13 protein-coding genes are annotated in these 18,105 nt (G+C 43.7%); 6 read left to right on the forward strand and 7 right to left on the reverse strand.

Annotation, left to right across the window (positions count from 1 at the left end):
• Positions 1-28: 28 nt before the first annotated feature.
• Positions 29-2,146, reverse strand: coding sequence for a methyl-accepting chemotaxis protein (locus tag L9Q39_RS08840; protein ID WP_237484720.1), 2,118 nt, complete (start codon positions 2,144-2,146; stop codon positions 29-31).
• Between the two features lie 195 nt (positions 2,147-2,341).
• Here L9Q39_RS08840 and xthA point away from each other — a divergent pair, with 195 nt between their 5' ends.
• Positions 2,342-3,148: an exodeoxyribonuclease III gene (gene xthA / locus L9Q39_RS08845; protein ID WP_237484721.1), complete on the forward strand. Its 807-nt coding sequence runs from the start codon at positions 2,342-2,344 to the stop codon at positions 3,146-3,148.
• Positions 3,149-3,271: 123 nt separating this feature from the next.
• Here the strand turns inward: xthA and L9Q39_RS08850 are convergent, their stop codons facing one another.
• The 5 genes from L9Q39_RS08850 to L9Q39_RS08870 all read right to left on the reverse strand — a co-directional run bounded on the left by L9Q39_RS08850 (position 3,272) and on the right by L9Q39_RS08870 (position 7,560).
• Positions 3,272-3,949: an ABC transporter permease gene (locus L9Q39_RS08850; protein WP_237484722.1), complete on the reverse strand. Its 678-nt coding sequence runs from the start codon at positions 3,947-3,949 to the stop codon at positions 3,272-3,274.
• Positions 3,950-3,951: 2 nt separating this feature from the next.
• Positions 3,952-4,692, reverse strand: a complete 741-nt coding sequence (locus tag L9Q39_RS08855) for an ABC transporter permease (protein WP_237484723.1) — start codon at positions 4,690-4,692, stop codon at positions 3,952-3,954.
• A gap of 139 nt (positions 4,693-4,831) precedes the next feature.
• Positions 4,832-5,599 (reverse strand): ABC transporter substrate-binding protein, encoded by a 768-nt coding sequence (locus L9Q39_RS08860; protein ID WP_354004648.1) that lies wholly within the window; start codon positions 5,597-5,599, stop codon positions 4,832-4,834.
• A 260-nt stretch (positions 5,600-5,859) separates the two neighbouring features.
• Positions 5,860-6,630, reverse strand: coding sequence for an ABC transporter ATP-binding protein (locus L9Q39_RS08865; protein WP_237484725.1), 771 nt, complete (start codon positions 6,628-6,630; stop codon positions 5,860-5,862).
• Between the two features lie 714 nt (positions 6,631-7,344).
• Positions 7,345-7,560 (reverse strand): hypothetical protein, encoded by a 216-nt coding sequence (locus tag L9Q39_RS08870; protein WP_237484726.1) that lies wholly within the window; start codon positions 7,558-7,560, stop codon positions 7,345-7,347.
• Positions 7,561-8,159: 599 nt separating this feature from the next.
• Between L9Q39_RS08870 and L9Q39_RS08875 the strand changes: the two genes are divergently transcribed.
• Both L9Q39_RS08875 and L9Q39_RS08880 read left to right on the forward strand, forming a co-directional pair.
• Positions 8,160-9,209 (forward strand): porin, encoded by a 1,050-nt coding sequence (locus L9Q39_RS08875; protein ID WP_237484727.1) that lies wholly within the window; start codon positions 8,160-8,162, stop codon positions 9,207-9,209.
• Between the two features lie 319 nt (positions 9,210-9,528).
• On the forward strand, positions 9,529-10,545 hold the full coding sequence (locus L9Q39_RS08880) for a porin (RefSeq protein WP_237484728.1): 1,017 nt from the start codon (positions 9,529-9,531) through the stop codon (positions 10,543-10,545).
• Between the two features lie 207 nt (positions 10,546-10,752).
• On the opposite strand, the gene L9Q39_RS08885 is transcribed toward L9Q39_RS08880, so the two are convergent.
• Entirely contained in the window at positions 10,753-12,225 is a 1,473-nt protein-coding gene (locus L9Q39_RS08885; RefSeq protein ID WP_237484729.1) for a hypothetical protein, read from the reverse strand.
• A gap of 481 nt (positions 12,226-12,706) precedes the next feature.
• Between L9Q39_RS08885 and L9Q39_RS08890 the strand changes: the two genes are divergently transcribed.
• The 3 genes from L9Q39_RS08890 to L9Q39_RS08900 all read left to right on the forward strand — a co-directional run bounded on the left by L9Q39_RS08890 (position 12,707) and on the right by L9Q39_RS08900 (position 18,065).
• Positions 12,707-14,254: a DUF3360 family protein gene (locus L9Q39_RS08890; RefSeq protein WP_237484730.1), complete on the forward strand. Its 1,548-nt coding sequence runs from the start codon at positions 12,707-12,709 to the stop codon at positions 14,252-14,254.
• Between the two features lie 273 nt (positions 14,255-14,527).
• Positions 14,528-16,804: a formate C-acetyltransferase gene (gene pflB, locus L9Q39_RS08895; protein WP_237484731.1), complete on the forward strand. Its 2,277-nt coding sequence runs from the start codon at positions 14,528-14,530 to the stop codon at positions 16,802-16,804.
• A 259-nt stretch (positions 16,805-17,063) separates the two neighbouring features.
• Positions 17,064-18,065 carry a lipid A deacylase LpxR family protein gene (locus L9Q39_RS08900; RefSeq protein ID WP_237484732.1) on the forward strand — a complete coding sequence of 334 codons (1,002 nt, stop codon included), beginning with the start codon at positions 17,064-17,066 and terminating at the stop codon, positions 18,063-18,065.
• Positions 18,066-18,105: the final 40 nt, after the last annotated feature.

Below are 18,105 nucleotides of genomic sequence, written 5' to 3' on the forward strand. Positions count from 1 at the left end.
AGCTTTTTCATTGGCACCAGTGACGAGCTTACACTTTAAACTGACGCATCAACTCTTGTTGTTGCACTGAGTAATGATCGATATCTTTGCCCATTCGCTCCGCATCGGCGGCTTTATCTAAAATAGCACCGCTGAGTTCACGAATGTTGGCCACATTCTGGTTAACCTCAGATGAAACAGATTGCTGTTCCTGAGCAGCCTTTACGATCTGCATATTCATGTCATTAATCGACGCAATAGATTCAAATACCTTACTCAATGACAACACGGCTTCTTGGACATGAGTCGCAGTAGAGTCTGCAAGCTCTGAGCTGTGCTGAATAGCATGAACCACATCTCGTGTGCCTTTCTCCACCTGCTCAATCACCAACTGGATTTCGCCCACTGATTCATGGGTTCGGCTGGCTAACTTTCTAACTTCATCTGCCACGACGGCAAATCCACGACCTTGCTCACCCGCTCGGGCAGCTTCAATCGCCGCATTCAGTGCCAGTAGATTGGTTTGTTCAGAAATGCCTTCAATAACACTCAAAATCTCGGTGATATTGCTGTTATTCTTCGCGAGTTCTTCAACCACGGGCACCGCGGATTTCATCTGACTGACCAATGTCACCATCTCTGACGCGGACAGTTCAACCACCTCTTGTCCTTTTGACGCTGAGTGGTTGGCTTGATCCGCTGCTTGAACCGCAACTTCTGCATTTTGTACCACAAGCGCTGCGGTCTGAGTCATCTCTTCCGACGCAGTAGCGACCATATCCACTTCTTTAAACTGGGCCTCGCTGCTCTCTCGAGTATTGACGGCATTGGCACTCGATTCCGTCGCGGTTGCCGCAATCTGTGCCGTACTATCAACGACCTGTTGAATGGTATGCTGTAGCTTAGACAAGAAGGCATTGAATTGTTCAGCCAACTGACCAATTTCATCTTGTGAGCGAACTTCTAGGCGCTGAGTGAGATCCCCTTCACCAGACGCGATATCTTTAAGACGAGTGACGACCAACTGAATCGGTTTAACAATACGTGCAGACATAAAGGCAATGACCAGAAGTCCGGCAAGGACAAAACCTGCACCGGTAAAGACTTCTACCTTGGTTCCTTGGCGTAATTGTTCAGAAATAATATTGTCTAGGGTCGTCGCATCCTTTAACACCGCCTGTCTTGGCATATCAAAGAAAACACCCCAAGTTTGGTTGGCAATCGTCACGGGACTGAACACGCTCAACCACTGTTCGTCACTGCTCCAATGCGCTTGAGGTTTACCGCCAAACATAAGGTCGGTAATGGTTGATTGGTCTAATACCGGGCTAACGAAGCGACTACCCGCAGTGACGGTAACATCATCAGAAGCAATCACCGTTTCATCTAAACTAATAATATTGACGTAACCACGACCATTAAATAAGTTCGCGTCCGACTCTGCCACTGTGGTACTCAGATCGGTCAAACGTAGATCTAAACCCAATACACCGATCGCCTCACCCTCAGAGATAATGGGCAGCGTTAGTGAAGACATTAACTGCTGTTCACCATCTACTAAATAGAACTTCGGCGTACTGACGCACGCTTCTTTATTGACTAGTGGGCAGAAAAACTTCTCGGCACTGGCTGAATCATCCAGCTCTGCTTTTGATAAGATAAACTGCTCGACATCATCGCTGTCATCACCAATACGCCAATACGTCGCAAACTGCCCAACATCATTAGAACCAACATAATCTGCGCCGATATAGTTGGTATCTTCACCGTCGAGCTGGTCAGGTTGAAACACCAAATAAGCGCCCTGTATCGAAGGAAATTCAAGGACTGCCTTATGAATCATTTGATCAAGTGCTGAACGCAACTCTTCACTAGAACCAAAGTTTTCTTCAGTGTTGGACTTTTGGAACAATGAGTTAGCCACCAGCATCTCGGCTCGATAAATCGCTTCATCGAAGTAATCTTTGACATCACGGGCATTAATTTCAGCTCTTGCCTCAAGAAGGTTTTGAGACTTTTCAATCACGGATTGTGAACTGAGTTGTCGAATGGAGTTCTGACTATTGATGGCGTTGTATAATGAAAAGCCGATTAGAGCGAGTGAGGTAAACAGCAGACAGCAACCTGCCAATACCGTGATTTTCCATCGCACGGAAAGTGTTCGCATACTACATCCCTTTAGCAAACGTTGTTTAATTATTGTTAAAATCTAAATTTTTCTCAAAGACTCGAATAAAGTGCTTTGATAATTATTATTAATAACACTTTTATACCAGTCGCTCAACACTTTAATCTATACCATGCTGTTTGGTGGTGTTAATATCTCAAAATCACAATATAAAACTTGAAAAGGTCTCAACACATGAAAGTAATCAGCTTTAATATCAATGGATTAAGAGCAAGGCTGCATCAACTACAAGCTATCATTGATAAACATCAACCTGATGTCATTGGTTTGCAAGAGATCAAGGTTCATGACGAGGCTTTTCCGATAGAAGCGGTAGAAGCCATGGGATACAAGGTTTACTTCCACGGTCAAAAAGCGCACTACGGTGTCGCCATGTTGTGTAAACAGGAACCTGAAAAAATTCAAAAGGGCTTCCCTACCGATAACGAAGAACATCAAAAACGCATGATCATGGCGACTTTCAAAGATGAACATGGTGATAGCGTGACTGTACTGAATGGTTATTTCCCACAAGGCGACAACGTTAGCCACGAAACCAAATTCCCTTACAAACGCCAGTTCTATACCGATCTGATGCAGTATCTCAATGATCACCACTCGAAAGATGAAAAACTGATCGTGATGGGCGATATCAACATCAGCCCAATTGATTTAGATATTGGCATTGGCGAAATCAACAGAAAACGCTGGCTTAAAACGGGTAAGTGCTCATTCCAACCAGAAGAACGTGAGTGGCTAGCGACTTTGTTAGATTGGGGATTCGTTGACACTTTCCGCCAATTGCACCCTGATGTGAACGATCAATTTTCATGGTTTGACTATCGATCGCGTGGTTTTGATGATAACCGTGGTCTGCGCATTGACGTGGTTTTAGCCACACCGACTCTCGCCGCTAATTGTGTTGAAGCTGGCATCGACTATGAGTTGCGTGGTATCGAAAAACCTTCCGACCATGCGCCAATTTGGTCAAGCTTCAAGTAAGCTCAAAAGGTGAAGTACCAGAGAGTAAAAAGCGCAGTCGTTTGACTGCGCTTTTGATTTTAAAGACCTCGGTAACTAACTATGCGGTTAACTAACTATGCGGTAGCTTAACTTTGCGGTTAACTAACTTTGCGGCTTAAGATGGGCAAGAAAGCGTTTTTCTGCCCTTTTAAACAGCCATAAAATAATGAAGGTCAACGCCATGTAGAACAAACCCGCCGTCAAAAAGGACTCAAATGGCGCATAGTATCGCGAGTTCACTAAACGTGCTGCGCCGGTCAAATCCATGATGGTGACAATACCCGCCACCGCTGAACCATGCAGCATAAAGATGACTTCATTACTGTAAGCTGGCAGCGCTCTGCGTAGTGCACTCGGTAAAATGATACGTCGATAGGTCATAAATGGGCTCATCCCATAGGCTTTGGCTGCTTCGACTTCCCCTTGCGGTAATCCATTGATCGCTCCGCGTATGATCTCTGCCGTGTACGCCGATGTATTAAATACAAAAGCAACCAATGCACAGAACCATGCGTGCTCCCAAAGGGTATCTTTGACCGGAAAGAACTGATCCATTCCGTAGTAAATCAAAAATAACTGCACCAATAATGGTGTGCCTCGAAAGAAGTAGATGAATGACCATGTCGGGACCATCAACAAGTAATTTTTGCTGTTCCTTGCGATGGCCATCGGGATCGCCAATGTCAGACCGATGATCAAAGAAACAGTCACCAGCCAGACGGTTGTCCACAAACCATCTAGGTAGATAGGCAAACTTTCGATAACCAGAGAAAAGTCCATCTCTACCTCACATGAATACTGAATTTGCGTTCAACCAGCTTTAGCACACCAGTTGAGACCGCAGTAAAAAATAGGAAGATCAAGGATACCGCCATGTAAAACGTAAATGGCATCTTGGTTGAACCCGCCGCCAAAGAACTCACGCGAACCATATCCTCAAGACCAATGATAGAAACCAAAGCCGTTGTTTTGAGTAACACTAACCAGTTGTTACCAAAACCTGGTAAGGCGTGGCGTATCATCTGAGGTAATAAAATACGTCTGAACGCGAGTGTTGAGCTCATGCCGTAAGCTTTTGCTGCTTCTAGCTCACCTTGGTCGACGGCCATAATGGCGCCACGGAATGTTTCCGCCATATAAGCACCGAAAATAAAGCCTATGGTAAGAACACCGGCGATAAAGGGAGACACATCAATATAATCGGGAAGGTAAGCCGTCCACTCATGGTTGGGATCGCTTTGCGTAAACCACTCATTGAGCCATTCGTTGGTGGCATACAGACTGTTGTTCAACAAAATCTGTCCGCCGAAGAAGATTAACATCATCAACACCAGATCCGGGATACCGCGGATGATCGTGGTGTAAAGCGTGGCTATGGCTCTTGGGAAACGATACGGTGCCAGTTTTGCTAAAGCACCCAGCATGCCTAAAATCATCGCCAATAATAGTGACAGCAGCGCCACCTCTATCGTGACAACTGCACCTTTAACAATTGAGGCTTCATAGCCTTGCAGATCTAGCATAGGAGGTCCGATTGCTGACAAGATAGCGTAAACATCGTGCTATCAAAGTAACGATATAAAAAGTAACTGTATAAAAAGAAACTGTGCAAAAAGTAATAACGGGAGAGCGCCTCTGCCCTCTCCCGTTAACGGCGCATGATTAGTTGCCGTATACGTCGTAGTTAAAGTACTTAGCCGCAATCTCTTGGTATTTACCAGACTCACGGAGTGATTTGATCGCCGCGTCAAGTTGCTTCGTGAGGTCTTTATCTTGCTTGCGAACCGCAATACCCATACCGTCACCAAACCACTTTGGATCCGTCAGTGAAGGACCTGCAAATTCATACGCTTCACCGCCCGCTTTATTCAGTACACCCTCTTCTAGGGCTGACGCATCACCTAATACTGCTGCAACACGTCCGTTAGCAAGGTCAAGATACGCTTCATCGAATGAGCCGTAACGAACGATCTCTACATTCTTATAGTTGTCTGAAAGATACTTGTCGTGCGTTGTTGCGCGCTGAACACCGATCTTCACACCATCAAGGTTCGCAAAATCTAAGCCTGCATCTTTCTTAGCGATAAATTTGTTCGGGATTTGTGCATATTTGCCGGTAAAATCAACACGCTTCTTACGCTCTTCTGTAATCGACATTGCCGCAATGATAGCGTCATATTTACGTGCCAATAGTGAAGGAATAATGCCATCCCAATCTTGAGGAACGATCACGCATTTGGCTTTTAGCTCTTCACACAAAGCGTTTGCCATGTCGACATCAAAGCCTTTAAGCGAACCATCAGCTTCAGTCCAGCTAAATGGAGGGTAGGCACCTTCAATACCGAAACGAACCGTTTTCCACTCTTTTGCTTGAGCCATCCCTGTTACCGAGGTCGCGGCAAGTGCTGCTACTAATAACCACTTTTTCATTTCCATACTCCTGTGATTGTGTATCTAATGTCTAGGTGTTAGCCCTAGTTGTTAACTGCCAAAGAGAATCCTTGGCAAAATAAATTTTTTGTCATACCAACATGCTACTGCGTTGGGTTCACGAATGCTTGAACTTAGCTATGTTTCAACTTAACTATGTTTCAACTTAGCTATGCGTCAGCTTAACTATGCTTCAACTCAACCACTGCCTTAACTCAGTCATTGCTTTAAGTTAGCAACGGCGTTAAAAATTTGCTGTGTTAATAAATTGAAGAGATAAATTGCTGTAGACGTTCGGACTCAGGGTTAGTGAATAACTGAGCTGGGTCACCTTGCTCTTCAACCAATCCTTGATGTAAAAACATCACATGGTTAGAGACGTCTCGTGCAAATGCCATTTCATGAGTCACAACGAGCATGGTGCGCCCCTCTTCCGCCAAATCACGCATCACCCCTAACACTTCACCGACTAATTCAGGATCTAAAGCAGAAGTGGGTTCATCGAACAGCATAACCTCTGGGTCAACGGCAAGTGCACGAGCGATTGCAGCGCGTTGCTGTTGTCCTCCGGAGAGGTGTCCCGGGTAATAATCTTTGCGCTCGTAAAGACCGACTTTCTTTAGCAGCAGTTCCGCATTTTCTATCGCTTGTGCCTTGGGAACGCCCAAAACGTGTACCGGTGCTTCAATGACATTTTGTAACACGGTTAAATGAGACCAGAGATTGAAACCTTGAAATACCATGGCGAGGCGCGAACGAATACGTTGGACTTGTTTCTCATTGGCAGGAATGGCTTCACCCAAGCGGTTATTCTTCATCTGAATAAGTTCGCCATTGACCCAGATTTCTCCAGACGTTGGGGTTTCTAGTAAGTTGATACAGCGTAGAAAAGTGCTTTTCCCAGAACCAGAAGAACCAATGATGGAGACCACATCTCCTTTGTGTGCTTCTAGTGAGATCCCTTTTAGTACCTCGTTCTGTCCGAACGTTTTGTGCAGATTTTTTATGTCTAGCGCGGGTACATCACTCATGCGCTGCTACTCCTTGAGACTGATTTTATTGCGATTTGGCTTCCTGCCAGCATCAATGCAAACACAAACGCTAGCATTAGAAACTGAAGCTTGCAACATACCTTTAACCTAGCAAAACCACATTAAGTAGAATTAAATTTCGTTTTTTTATGCACACACAAAGCGCATCAGCTAGATTTTTCGCAATTAATATAACTTTTTATGCATAAGTATCACGTAACCTGTTGTATGTAAACATAACAGACAGTCGAAGATATTGTTGCAAAAACATGGCAAATTACAGTGATTTCTGTCGATGAGAGGCGGTCAGATGGCAATTAATGTTACTTATACTCCATAAGTCAGACTAATTAATCATTTGTACATCTAGTGAGGCTTTACATTTGATCACAAAGTAGCCGAGATGATGCGTTGTTAGACCAAAAAATCGTCAATCTACCTTTACGTCATCCTGCTACCTTCACGTTATTCTGCTTTAGTCCAAACCGTAACCGTTTGCTATACGAAATACTCCACTCGTGCCATTGCCGCTGAAAACATAATGTTGATTAAATAACCATCCAATATTTGGTGTGCGATATTTATACATCATCGTTTTTTGTAGCCGTATAACGTCCAGAGACTAATGCGAAAACAAAAAAAAGGTACGCATTAATATGCATACCTATCAATATTTCTATCCTAGAATTTATATTGCTGCTCAAGTAAGTTCCGTTAATATAAAGAGCAGTAAGCGGGCAACGCTTGTCCTCTTCTTTTCTTGAGCATACATTGTTGCCTGTCATTGCTATCACCACTAACGCTTATTTGTAGTGATTTAGAACTGTTTGAAGCAACGTCTTGAGTTGCATGTCCTGATTGTGCAAGCACCGGTGCGTTGATAACAGTCATTGCGAACACCGTTCCAAGGGTAACAAGTACCTTTTTCATAGCAGACCTCCTAGTTTGGACTACTCAACAAAGTTCACTTTTAAAGTAGTCGGTCCCCATTGTTACGTCCACAAATTAGAGATAGATCACAAACACCCCACCTTTAAACCCCAGTTATCGGACCAGACGTTTCACTAAAAAAGTCTAAATCGCTACTTTTTTATACAAAACTATAACATTTTACGCCAAATTTTAATTTTGAGACTTTGATCGCAATTACCTGCCAATGCCCCATTAGTTACCATACAACACCCAACGCTGGTGCAGAGACCCGTAACAGGACAAAGCTTCGTAAAATAAACATTATTAAATACAATGTTTCAAAAACTACCCATCCAATTAATAATTTCATTAATAAAATCTCATTGGGACATTGTTAACGCTCTCGTTATTGTTTATTTATTAACCACTCACAACTAAAACAATATCAAACAGGTGAATATCAAAGCTTTTGTGTTGAGGTTAATATTTATCAAACACCTAAATTTTCCTATTGCGAACGTTTATTTCTATTGATAGGATTCTTGCAACTTAGTGTTTATCACTAGGTAAAAATATAAAACAAGGATTTAATGTTTTAATATAAAACTAGGACTATTATGAAAAAAACACTTTTAGCGGTGGCTATTCCAGCCCTATTCGCAACTTCTGCTCAAGCAGTTGAACTTTATAAGACAGATGCAGGTTCAGTTGATTTTTACGGTCAACTACGTACAGAACTTAAAAAATCAGAAGACGCTGACGCAACTCTAGGCGCGGGTTCTTCTCGTGCTGGAGTTTCTGCTAAGTATGATGTGAACGAAGACCTTTACGTACACGGTAAGTACGAGTTCGGCACTCCAGGTGGCGAGTACGGTGAGTCACTAACTGGTCGTCTACATATTGCTGGTTTCGGCGGTAGCTGGGGTAAGGTTTCTCTTGGTCAACAATGGACACTTCAAGATGACTTCTACGGCGCAGATTGGTCATACTTCTACGGCGGTTCTGTTATTCGTTACACTCCAATCAGTGGCGGTGTACACAGCAACTTAATCAAGTATAACTACGACGCAGACGCATTTTCTATCGCTGCATCATACGGCCTAGATGAAAACGACTCGGCTCCAGAACTATTTGAACTATTCGCAACTGCCACTGCGGGTAACTTTGACTTCATTGCTGGTGTAGCATCAGAATCTGGTTTCACTTCAGTCGATAACCCTGATTACGATGAAGATGATGACAATTCTGTAGAGAGTTTCACGCTTGGTCTTGATACTATGGCTTATACAGCGTCTGTTGGTTACACAATGGACAAAGTGTATCTGCAAGGTACTTACTACTATTCAGATATTGACCTAGGTGGTCTAGATATCTCTGAAAACGCATTCGGTGTTGCAGCAACTTACGCATGGGCAGACAACGCAACAGCTTACGCTGGTTACGAATATGTAACGTACGATGTTGAGACTCTTGATGAATTCGACAGCACGATCATCTACGTTGGTACGGACTACCACCTAAATGATTGGTCACGTCTATATGTTGAATACGGTTATGCAGACGGCGAGACGCTTGGTTACACCAACAAAGACTCTGAAAACTCTGTTGGCATCGAAACAGCTGATGGCGAAAGCTTCTACGCTGTAGGTTACCGCGTATACTGGTAATCACCAGACGCTCGTAAATCTCATTTCTAAAAGAGGGTCCCACTGCGACCCTCTTTTTTATTGCTTTCATTTATTCCCTCCTCACACATTTACCTCTGCCGCCACCTAAATATCGGCTATTTGCACATAATTAAAATTAACACCTCACAATCATAAAGTTACCTATAAAAACCTAAAAAAACCTGATCGCTGAAACATTTAATATTTATCATTTTGTAGGTCTGTCAAACAGTCATTGTTAGCATCCAATCCGTCTGCCAAATCAGGCAGACCGTGTTATGGGAACACGACATAATCAAAAAAGAATTGGATGCGTTATATGAACAAAAAACTTTTAGCAGTGATTGTACCTTGTCTTCTAGTTGCGAATGCACAAGCACTAGAGATCTACAAAACAAAAGATGGTGTGGTTGATTTTTATGGTCAACTACGTACGGAAATTGAAAAAGCTGAAGACAAAGATGTCACTCTTGGCGCTGGTTCTTCACGTGCAGGTGTTAAAGCACAATACGACGTAAACGAAGATTTCTACGTTCACGGTCTTTATGAGTTTGGTCTCGAAGGCGACGGGTGGGGTGAATCACTAACTAGTCGTCTACACTATGCTGGTTTCGGCGGTGACTGGGGTAAAGTCTCTCTTGGTCAACAATGGACACTTCAAGAAGACATGTACGGCGCAGATTTTTCATACTTCTTCGGTGGTACAGCAATTCGTTATACTCCAATCAGCGACTCTAAGCACAGCAGCCTAGTTAAATATGACTACACTGCTGATACTTACTCTTTCCATGCTTCTTACGGTCTTGACGAAGACAATTCTCAACCTGAACTGTTTGAATTGTTTGGTACTGCTGTATTTGGTGACTTCGATGTAGTTTTAGGTTTGGCTGGCGAACAAGCACAAGGCTTAGTCTCGGAGCTTGAGACAACTGCTTATACTACGTCTCTTGGCTATACTTTCGACAAAGTTTACCTACAAGGTACTTACTACCGTGCTGAGATGGATTTCTCTAACGCTCTTTCAAAGACAAAAGTCACTGAAGACGCATTTGCTCTTGCGGCAACTTATGATTGGCAAGACAACGCAACCGCTTATGCTGGTTTCGAGTACGTTAAGAACAATGCAGCTAAGCTAACGGGTGGTGAAGACGACGGTACACTTATCTATGTAGGTACTGACTACCACTTCAACGACTGGTCTCGTATCTACGTTGAATTCGGTTACGGTGACGGTACAACTCTTGGCTATACTAACAAAGACTCTGGTGTATCTATTGAACCAAAGACTGTAGACAGTCAAACTATGTACGCTGTTGGTTACCGCGTATACTGGTAATCACTAGCTAGTGGTTATTGTTATTTGTAAAAGAGGACCTGTGTGGTCCTCTTTTTTATATCTACTAACCTAGCTTATTCAGACAATGACTTTAATTAAGTCATTAAAATCAAATTAGTAGATATAAAAAAACATCAAAACAGCAAGGTTATAAAACAACAAAGCCTCTCAGTAGAGAGGCTTTGTTGTCAAAACAGTTCACTTTGCTTAATCAAAGCGCTGCACTTGGATATGGTGCTGCTCGCTGATAGTGATCGCATTAGAATCTTGCTCAATTTGGCTAGCCAGTAGACCGTCGATATCCAGCGCAAGCTCGGTATCGATGGAATCACCGTGCGCAAATTGTGCCATAAAGACACTGGCGTCAATCAAGGTTGTTTCGTCTTCTTGGATATAAATAGCGCGATTGAACGATGATGCCGTTGACGGTAATAGGTTTGCTGCAACACTATCTGAAATAGTGCTGCCATAGTACAACACAGGAACAGTGACACTACTGTCAACGTCACTGTAAAGTTTATGCGTCACCGTATAGCTGTTTACGCCCTCTGTATAGCTTGTTTTATACGCGATACGTTGGAAGCCTAATTCATCATCTACGTCAAGATTGACTGCAATATCAACAGTATCACCATTAGAGGTCACCGTTGGCAGTTCGCTTTCTAACGGTAAATTAGTCGTATCAAACAATTCATCCACACGAATCGCCATATCATCACCTAACACTAATGCGTTACCGTACTGCAATGACCATCCATTCACATCATCAAGATCCACTGAATAAGCCCAAGTTTCTGAACCGCGTGTATCATTCGGCATTGTCGTTTGGGTGACTGAATTGTCATAACTATTAGCGGTATAAGCGTAGCCATCACTGTGCAGCAACAGATCGAGATGACTATAAGTGTTGGTTGAGTAATTATTAATGAAAGTGGTAGTGCTTGCTTGTTCCATAAGGATCGACGACGAACCCCAACTACCGACACCAAACTGGTTGATATCGCCATCTGTGTTGTATTGTAGAATTACCGTGGGTTCCCCACTGACTGCCGCCAAAGGCGCCGTCGATTCAAGTTCACTATTATAGCTTTCAAGCTCATCGACCTGAGAAACAAAGAAGTAGTTACCAGTGGAAGAAGTGCCATTGGTATATTTAAGATCCGTTAAACTCACTTCTTGGTAATTGTTACCTGCAATGCAGCTACCAGTACCCGCATCTTTATCCATACCGAAAGTCACACTACGAAGTGACTCATCTTCTAGGAACGACTTACTAAAGGTAGTCGCTAGAATATCTTTGTTTCCATATCTAAACTCTTGCAAGGTAAAGCTGCCATCCTCTGGAATAGATTCTAGGGTAAAGCTAAGGCTGGCGGATGATGGAACAAGATATTCCCCTTGACGCACACCGTCTGCATCGGAGATATAACCGACGATATACTGGCTAGCAACATCGTTTGATGCTGAATTGTAAGTTAAGTATTGTTCATTGCCATTCGCATCACTGCTTTGCTTGTAAATCGTGCAGCTGGTTGAACTGTCTGTTACGTAGTTTGGCGTAGCGAAGCTAAGAGTAAACTTCGTTGTTGAACCACCACTACTGCCACCACTACTGCTATTACAGCCGACTAACACCCCAGAAATCGCCGCAACAAGTGGCAAAATTACTGCTTTTTTCATGCTATTTTCCTAATTGAATTCTCAATGCGGCAAAGCTTTGCCACTTAAATGCGTTAATAAACATATTTAATGCGCTATAGACAGGGTATCGCAAGCTTTGTGCCAGTTTTATGTCACTGGTGACGAATGAAGGGTTGACGGTCTTTGCCTGTGACGTAGGTAACAAAATTCAAACTGGTGTAAATAAATATTACTGAAAGCTATTTACAACATTTGTTAATGAAGTGCGCTATTTCAAACATCTGATGTAGTTTTCTTTCACATTTTTTCGTAAAGTGATCGAGATCAATCAAGCTATTACGTTAGCTTGCTAGACTCTTTGCCACCAATGATATAGCACGAATATTTCGCCTAAACGGGTTCATTTTTGTCTATGCTTAAACACGCAACCTACGTGCTAGTGTCGACATTTGTTTTAAGTGCAAAATACCGTTATATCAGCCAAACGACTTCAACCATAAAATTTTTATACGAGGAATCTATGTCAGACGCAGTTAACAAAGCGCACTCTGATTCGGATATCGAGACTAAGAGCTATAATGAGCTACACCGTCCAACATCTGAGTTTGCCAGCCGTTCTGAATACCTAGACCATGAACTTCAAATCATGAAACCACGCCGTTACGGTTTAAACCTACCGGGTCGTGATTTCCGTTTTGAATTGGAAGATCTAGTTCCAGCACTTGCCGGTACTATTGGTATTATCGCGATGTACTCAGCGGTAATGATGTCTTGGGCAGAAGGTCTAACCGCCGCTTGGCCTCACGTCGAATTAGGTAAGGATTTCGCTATCGAGGTTGCTCGAGTTGAAATGCTTATCCCTGCTCTTCTTTTCTGTATTCTTGCTTCTGGCTTTATTAACCCTAAAGCTAACTTAGCCGGTAACCACGGTCCGATGATTCCTCTTATCGGTACTATCGCCCTTGCCGGTGCTCACCCTCTTGCCCTTGCAATTTTGATCGGTGTTTTCGGTCTGATCCTAAGTTTCCTTAAAGGGGGTTCCAAACTGGTCAACCTTACCTCGGAAGGTACTGCGGGGGGATTACTTATCTTCCTTGGCTTGACGGGAACGATGAGCCAGATCGGCTCAATTCAAGATTGGGCGGTTGGTCTACAGTCTGCTGATGTTGCTGCGGGTAGCATGGGTTATGTCGGTCTTCTTGTACTTGGTGTGACTGTTGGTATCTACGCTTTCCTTGCAAAAGTAAACATGCGTTGGTTGGCAATCCCAGTTTGTGCATTTACCGGTCTCGCGCTGGCGTTAGTACTTGGTGCTGGTTTCGACATCAAATTCGAAACAGAAATGGGGATTCCAAACCTAAACCCAGTTTACTGGTGGGGTAGCACAGAAGAAGGTTGGATGCTTGGTCTACCAAACGTTGAACACTTCATCGCTTCTTTACCATTCGCGATTCTTGCTGTTGCTATGTGGTCACCTGACTTCCTTGGTCACCGTATCTTCCAAGAGCTAAACTACCCACGTAAGACTGAAAAAGTGCTTATGGACGTAGATGACACGATGACTATGTGTTCTGTACGTCAAATGGTTGGTACAGCAGTAGGTGGTGGTAACATCACGTCTTCTTGGGGTACTTATATGATCCCAGCGGCAATCGCTAAGCGTCCAATTCCAGCGGGTGCGATTTTGCTTGGTTCGCTCTGTATCATCGTTGCGATCCTTGGTTTCCCAATGGATGTTGCTGTATGGCCACCAGTAATGCGTGTTGCGCTACTTGTTGGTGTATCGCTGCCGCTACTTGAAGCTGGTATGCAGATGGTGAGAGACAGCAAAGATTCACAAGCAGCAGGGATCTGTATCTTCGCTTCAATCGTAACAAACCCTGTTCTAGCATGGGCACTAACCATGTTCCTAGATAATAATGGTCTGATTGGTGACAAAGAGCGTGCTTCTCGTCTATCTTTTGTAGATAAGATTATCATCCCAGTCGGCGTGTTTATCATCTGTCTGGTAGCAATGCTTGCAGTAGGTATGCTAGAAGGCCAATACGGCATCCCAGCTTTCCTATAATAAAGCAAACAAAATTGGGTAGTGGTAAGCTTATCACTACCCCTTTTTTATTATTTATTTTAAGTTTTGTTGATTTAGTTTAAGTTTTACAATTTTTTTTTAGTGTAGTCTTGAAATTCAACTAGAGAGTGGCAATATCTATAGCCAGCCATAAATGTTATTGAATTATGGGTTATTGATATTTTTATTCAATTGTACTGCTTCTAGTGGATGCAACATCTAATCATCCGTATGAACAGTGCGTGTTTTTTCTACTAAAAAGGTAGGTATGTCATGGCAGAGCAATTTGCTAAAGCGTGGGAAGGTTTTGCTGCAGGTGAGTGGCAAAACGAAGTTAACGTTCGTGATTTCATCCAGAAAAACTATGCTCCTTATGAGGGCGACGAATCTTTCCTAGTTTCTGAAGGTACTGAAGCGACTAACAAGCTTTGGGCGAAAGTAATGGAAGGTATCAAGCAAGAGAACTCTACTCATGCTCCTGTTGATTTCGATACTTCTGTTATTTCTACCATCACTTCTCATGATGCTGGCTATATCGAAAAAGATCTAGAGACTATCGTTGGTCTACAGACTGACGCTCCTCTTAAGCGTGCCCTAATTCCAAACGGTGGTATCCGTATGGTTGAAGGTTCTTGCAAAGCGTACGATCGTGAACTTGATCCTCAAGTTAAAAAGATCTACTCAGAATACCGTAAAACGCACAATGCTGGTGTTTTCGACATCTACACGCCTGATATCCTAGCGTGCCGTAAGTCTGGTGTTCTAACTGGTCTTCCTGATGCATACGGTCGTGGTCGTATCATCGGTGACTACCGTCGTGTTGCACTATACGGTATCGACTTCCTAATGAAGGACAAGCTTGCTCAATTCACGTCGCTACAAGCACGTTTTGAGAATGGCGAAGATCTTCAAATGACAATGCAACTTCGTGAAGAAATTGCAGAGCAACACCGTGCACTTGGCCAAATGAAGAAAATGGCAGAGTCTTACGGTTACGACATTTCTCGTCCTGCTGAAACTGCGCAAGAAGCAATTCAGTGGACTTACTTCGGTTACCTAGCAGCAGTTAAGTCTCAAAACGGCGCCGCTATGTCTCTGGGTCGTACTTCTACTTTCCTAGACGTGTATATCGAACGTGATATCGCAGCAGGTAAGATCACTGAAGTTGACGCTCAGGAAATGATCGACCACTTCGTAATGAAGCTACGTATGGTTCGTTTCCTACGTACTCCTGAGTACGATGACCTATTCTCTGGCGACCCAATCTGGGCAACAGAATCTATGGGTGGTATGGGTCTTGACGGACGTACGCTAGTTACGCGTTCTAACTTCCGTTTCCTTAACTCTCTATACACTATGGGTCCTTCTCCAGAGCCAAACATCACTGTACTTTGGTCTGAGCAGCTACCTGACGGCTTCAAGCGTTTCTGTGCAAAAGTATCTATCGATACTTCTTCTATCCAGTACGAAAACGATGATCTAATGCGTCCAGACTTCGAGTCTGATGACTATGCAATCGCATGTTGTGTATCGCCAATGATCATTGGTAAACACATGCAATTCTTCGGCGCTCGTGCAAACCTTGCTAAAACACTACTTTATGTAATCAACGGTGGTGTGGATGAGAAACTGAAGATCCAAGTTGGTCCACAAATGCCTAAGATCCTAGATGAAACTCTAGACTTCGATGACGTTTGGGGCAAGCTAGATCACTTCATGGATTGGCTAGCTAAGCAGTATGTGACTGCGCTAAACAGCATCCACTTCATGCACGACAAGTACAGCTATGAAGCTGCGCTAATGGCTCTACACGATCGTGACGTTCGTCGTACAATGGCTTGTGGTATCGCAGGTCTATCTGTTGCAGCTGACTCTCTATCTGCAATCAAGTACGCAACAGTTAAACCAGTTCGTGACGAAGACGGTGTTGCCGTTGACTTCGAAATCGAAGGTGACTATCCGAAATTCGGTAACAACGATGCACGCGTAGATGACATCGCTTGTGAACTTGTTGAAGTGTTCATGAACAAGATCCGTCAGCTTAAGACTTACCGTGATGCGGTTCCTACTCAGTCTATCCTTACTATCACTTCAAACGTGGTATACGGTAAGAAGACAGGTAACACACCTGACGGTCGTCGCGCTGGCGCTCCATTCGCACCAGGTGCAAACCCAATGCACGGTCGTGACGAAAAAGGTGCAGTTGCGTCTTTGACTTCTGTAGGTAAACTACCGTTTGCACACGCTAAAGATGGTATCTCTTATACTTTCTCTATCGTTCCAAACGCACTAGGTAAAGAAGAAGATAACCAACGCGCTAACCTAGCGGGTCTAATGGATGGTTACTTCCACCATGAAACTGGCGTTGAAGGTGGTCAACACCTAAACGTGAACGTTCTTAACCGCGAAACTCTAGAAGACGCAGTTAAGCACCCTGAGAAATACCCTCAGCTAACAATCCGTGTATCTGGTTACGCTGTTCGCTTTAACTCTCTAACTGCAGAGCAACAAGCTGACGTAATCGCACGTACGTTCACTGAATCTTTATAATAGATTTAATAGTGTTAGGTACTAGGTACTAGGTACTAGGTACTAGGTTGATATAAAAGGATGGCTTCGGTCATCCTTTTTTGTTTTCTGGATTCTATCCTCAGCTGTTTAAAACTTCGTCTGATAGGTAAAGCGAAGTGGCTATTAGTAAAAATTCATTAACCTTCCGATAACAATATTCGCTTTCTTACTTTGCGTGTCCATAATCTTTATTAGAGATACTTTCAATGTCTCTCGCCGTATTAAAGAGGTATGAAGTATGCAGCGGATCGTAAAATATCGAACAGCCTTCATCACGACTTTGTTCACCAGCTTAGCTATCTTGGGAGCGACGCCAAGCCACGCTAAAAGCGCCATCTCAATCAACATGGATAACGACTGGGTCACCGGCACCGATGAAGACTACACCAACGGCTTTGCTATCCGTTATGGGCAAAACATAGACAATGATCATCCTATTAGGTCTGCGCTCCCCCACCGGTTTTGGAGCGAACCTAACAGTCATGCTCTTAAATGGGGCGTGGAAATCGGACAAAAAATGTGGACTCCAAAAACGCTGGGGGCCGCCACCACTTTAAAAAACGAACGCCCTTATGCCGGTCTGCTCTATGTTGATTTTTCATTGACTGAATCAACGCCTAAAATCGCACATAGTTATTCGATGCTATTCGGAACAACGGGTGAGCGCTCCTACGCAGAAAACACCCAAATCCACTTTCATAAGCTATTTGATTCAGTCAACTCAAAAGGCTGGGATACGCAGATTGAAGATAAGTGGGTATTTGCTTTCAGCTACAAGGGTGACTACAAGTTGTATCGCAGCGAACAAGCAACCCGCACCGCACAACACGAGATCAGTAACAGCAGTCGCATTGTCGCAGGCAATTATCGTAGTGAACTTGCGTCCGGTATATTGTGGCGTTGGGGCAATGATCTCAGCAATAGCTTTGGCTCTGCCAGCATCAACAACGAAATGCCCTTTGATGCAAGAATGTTGAATGGCAACAGTTCCGGTCTGTTCCTATTCTCAGGCTTAGAAGCACGAGTGCGATTTAACGATATCACCATTGATGGCGACAGACCAAAGGACTTACCCGCCGTTACGCTGGAAACTTGGCAAGCCACTGTCGTTGTGGGGATAGCAAAGTATAACCAATCGTGGGGCGGGAGTTTCTCTTTTGCCGTTAAGACCAATGATTACCAACAGAGCCAAGACAGCTTCGCTGCCAATGCCTCGATGGCTATTTTTTACCGTTTCTAGCGCTTGAAGCACTAGCGCAACTCGCGATAGGAAGGTTCAT

The sequence above is a fragment of the Vibrio hippocampi genome, assembly GCF_921292975.1.
Lineage (GTDB): Bacteria > Pseudomonadota > Gammaproteobacteria > Enterobacterales > Vibrionaceae > Vibrio > Vibrio hippocampi.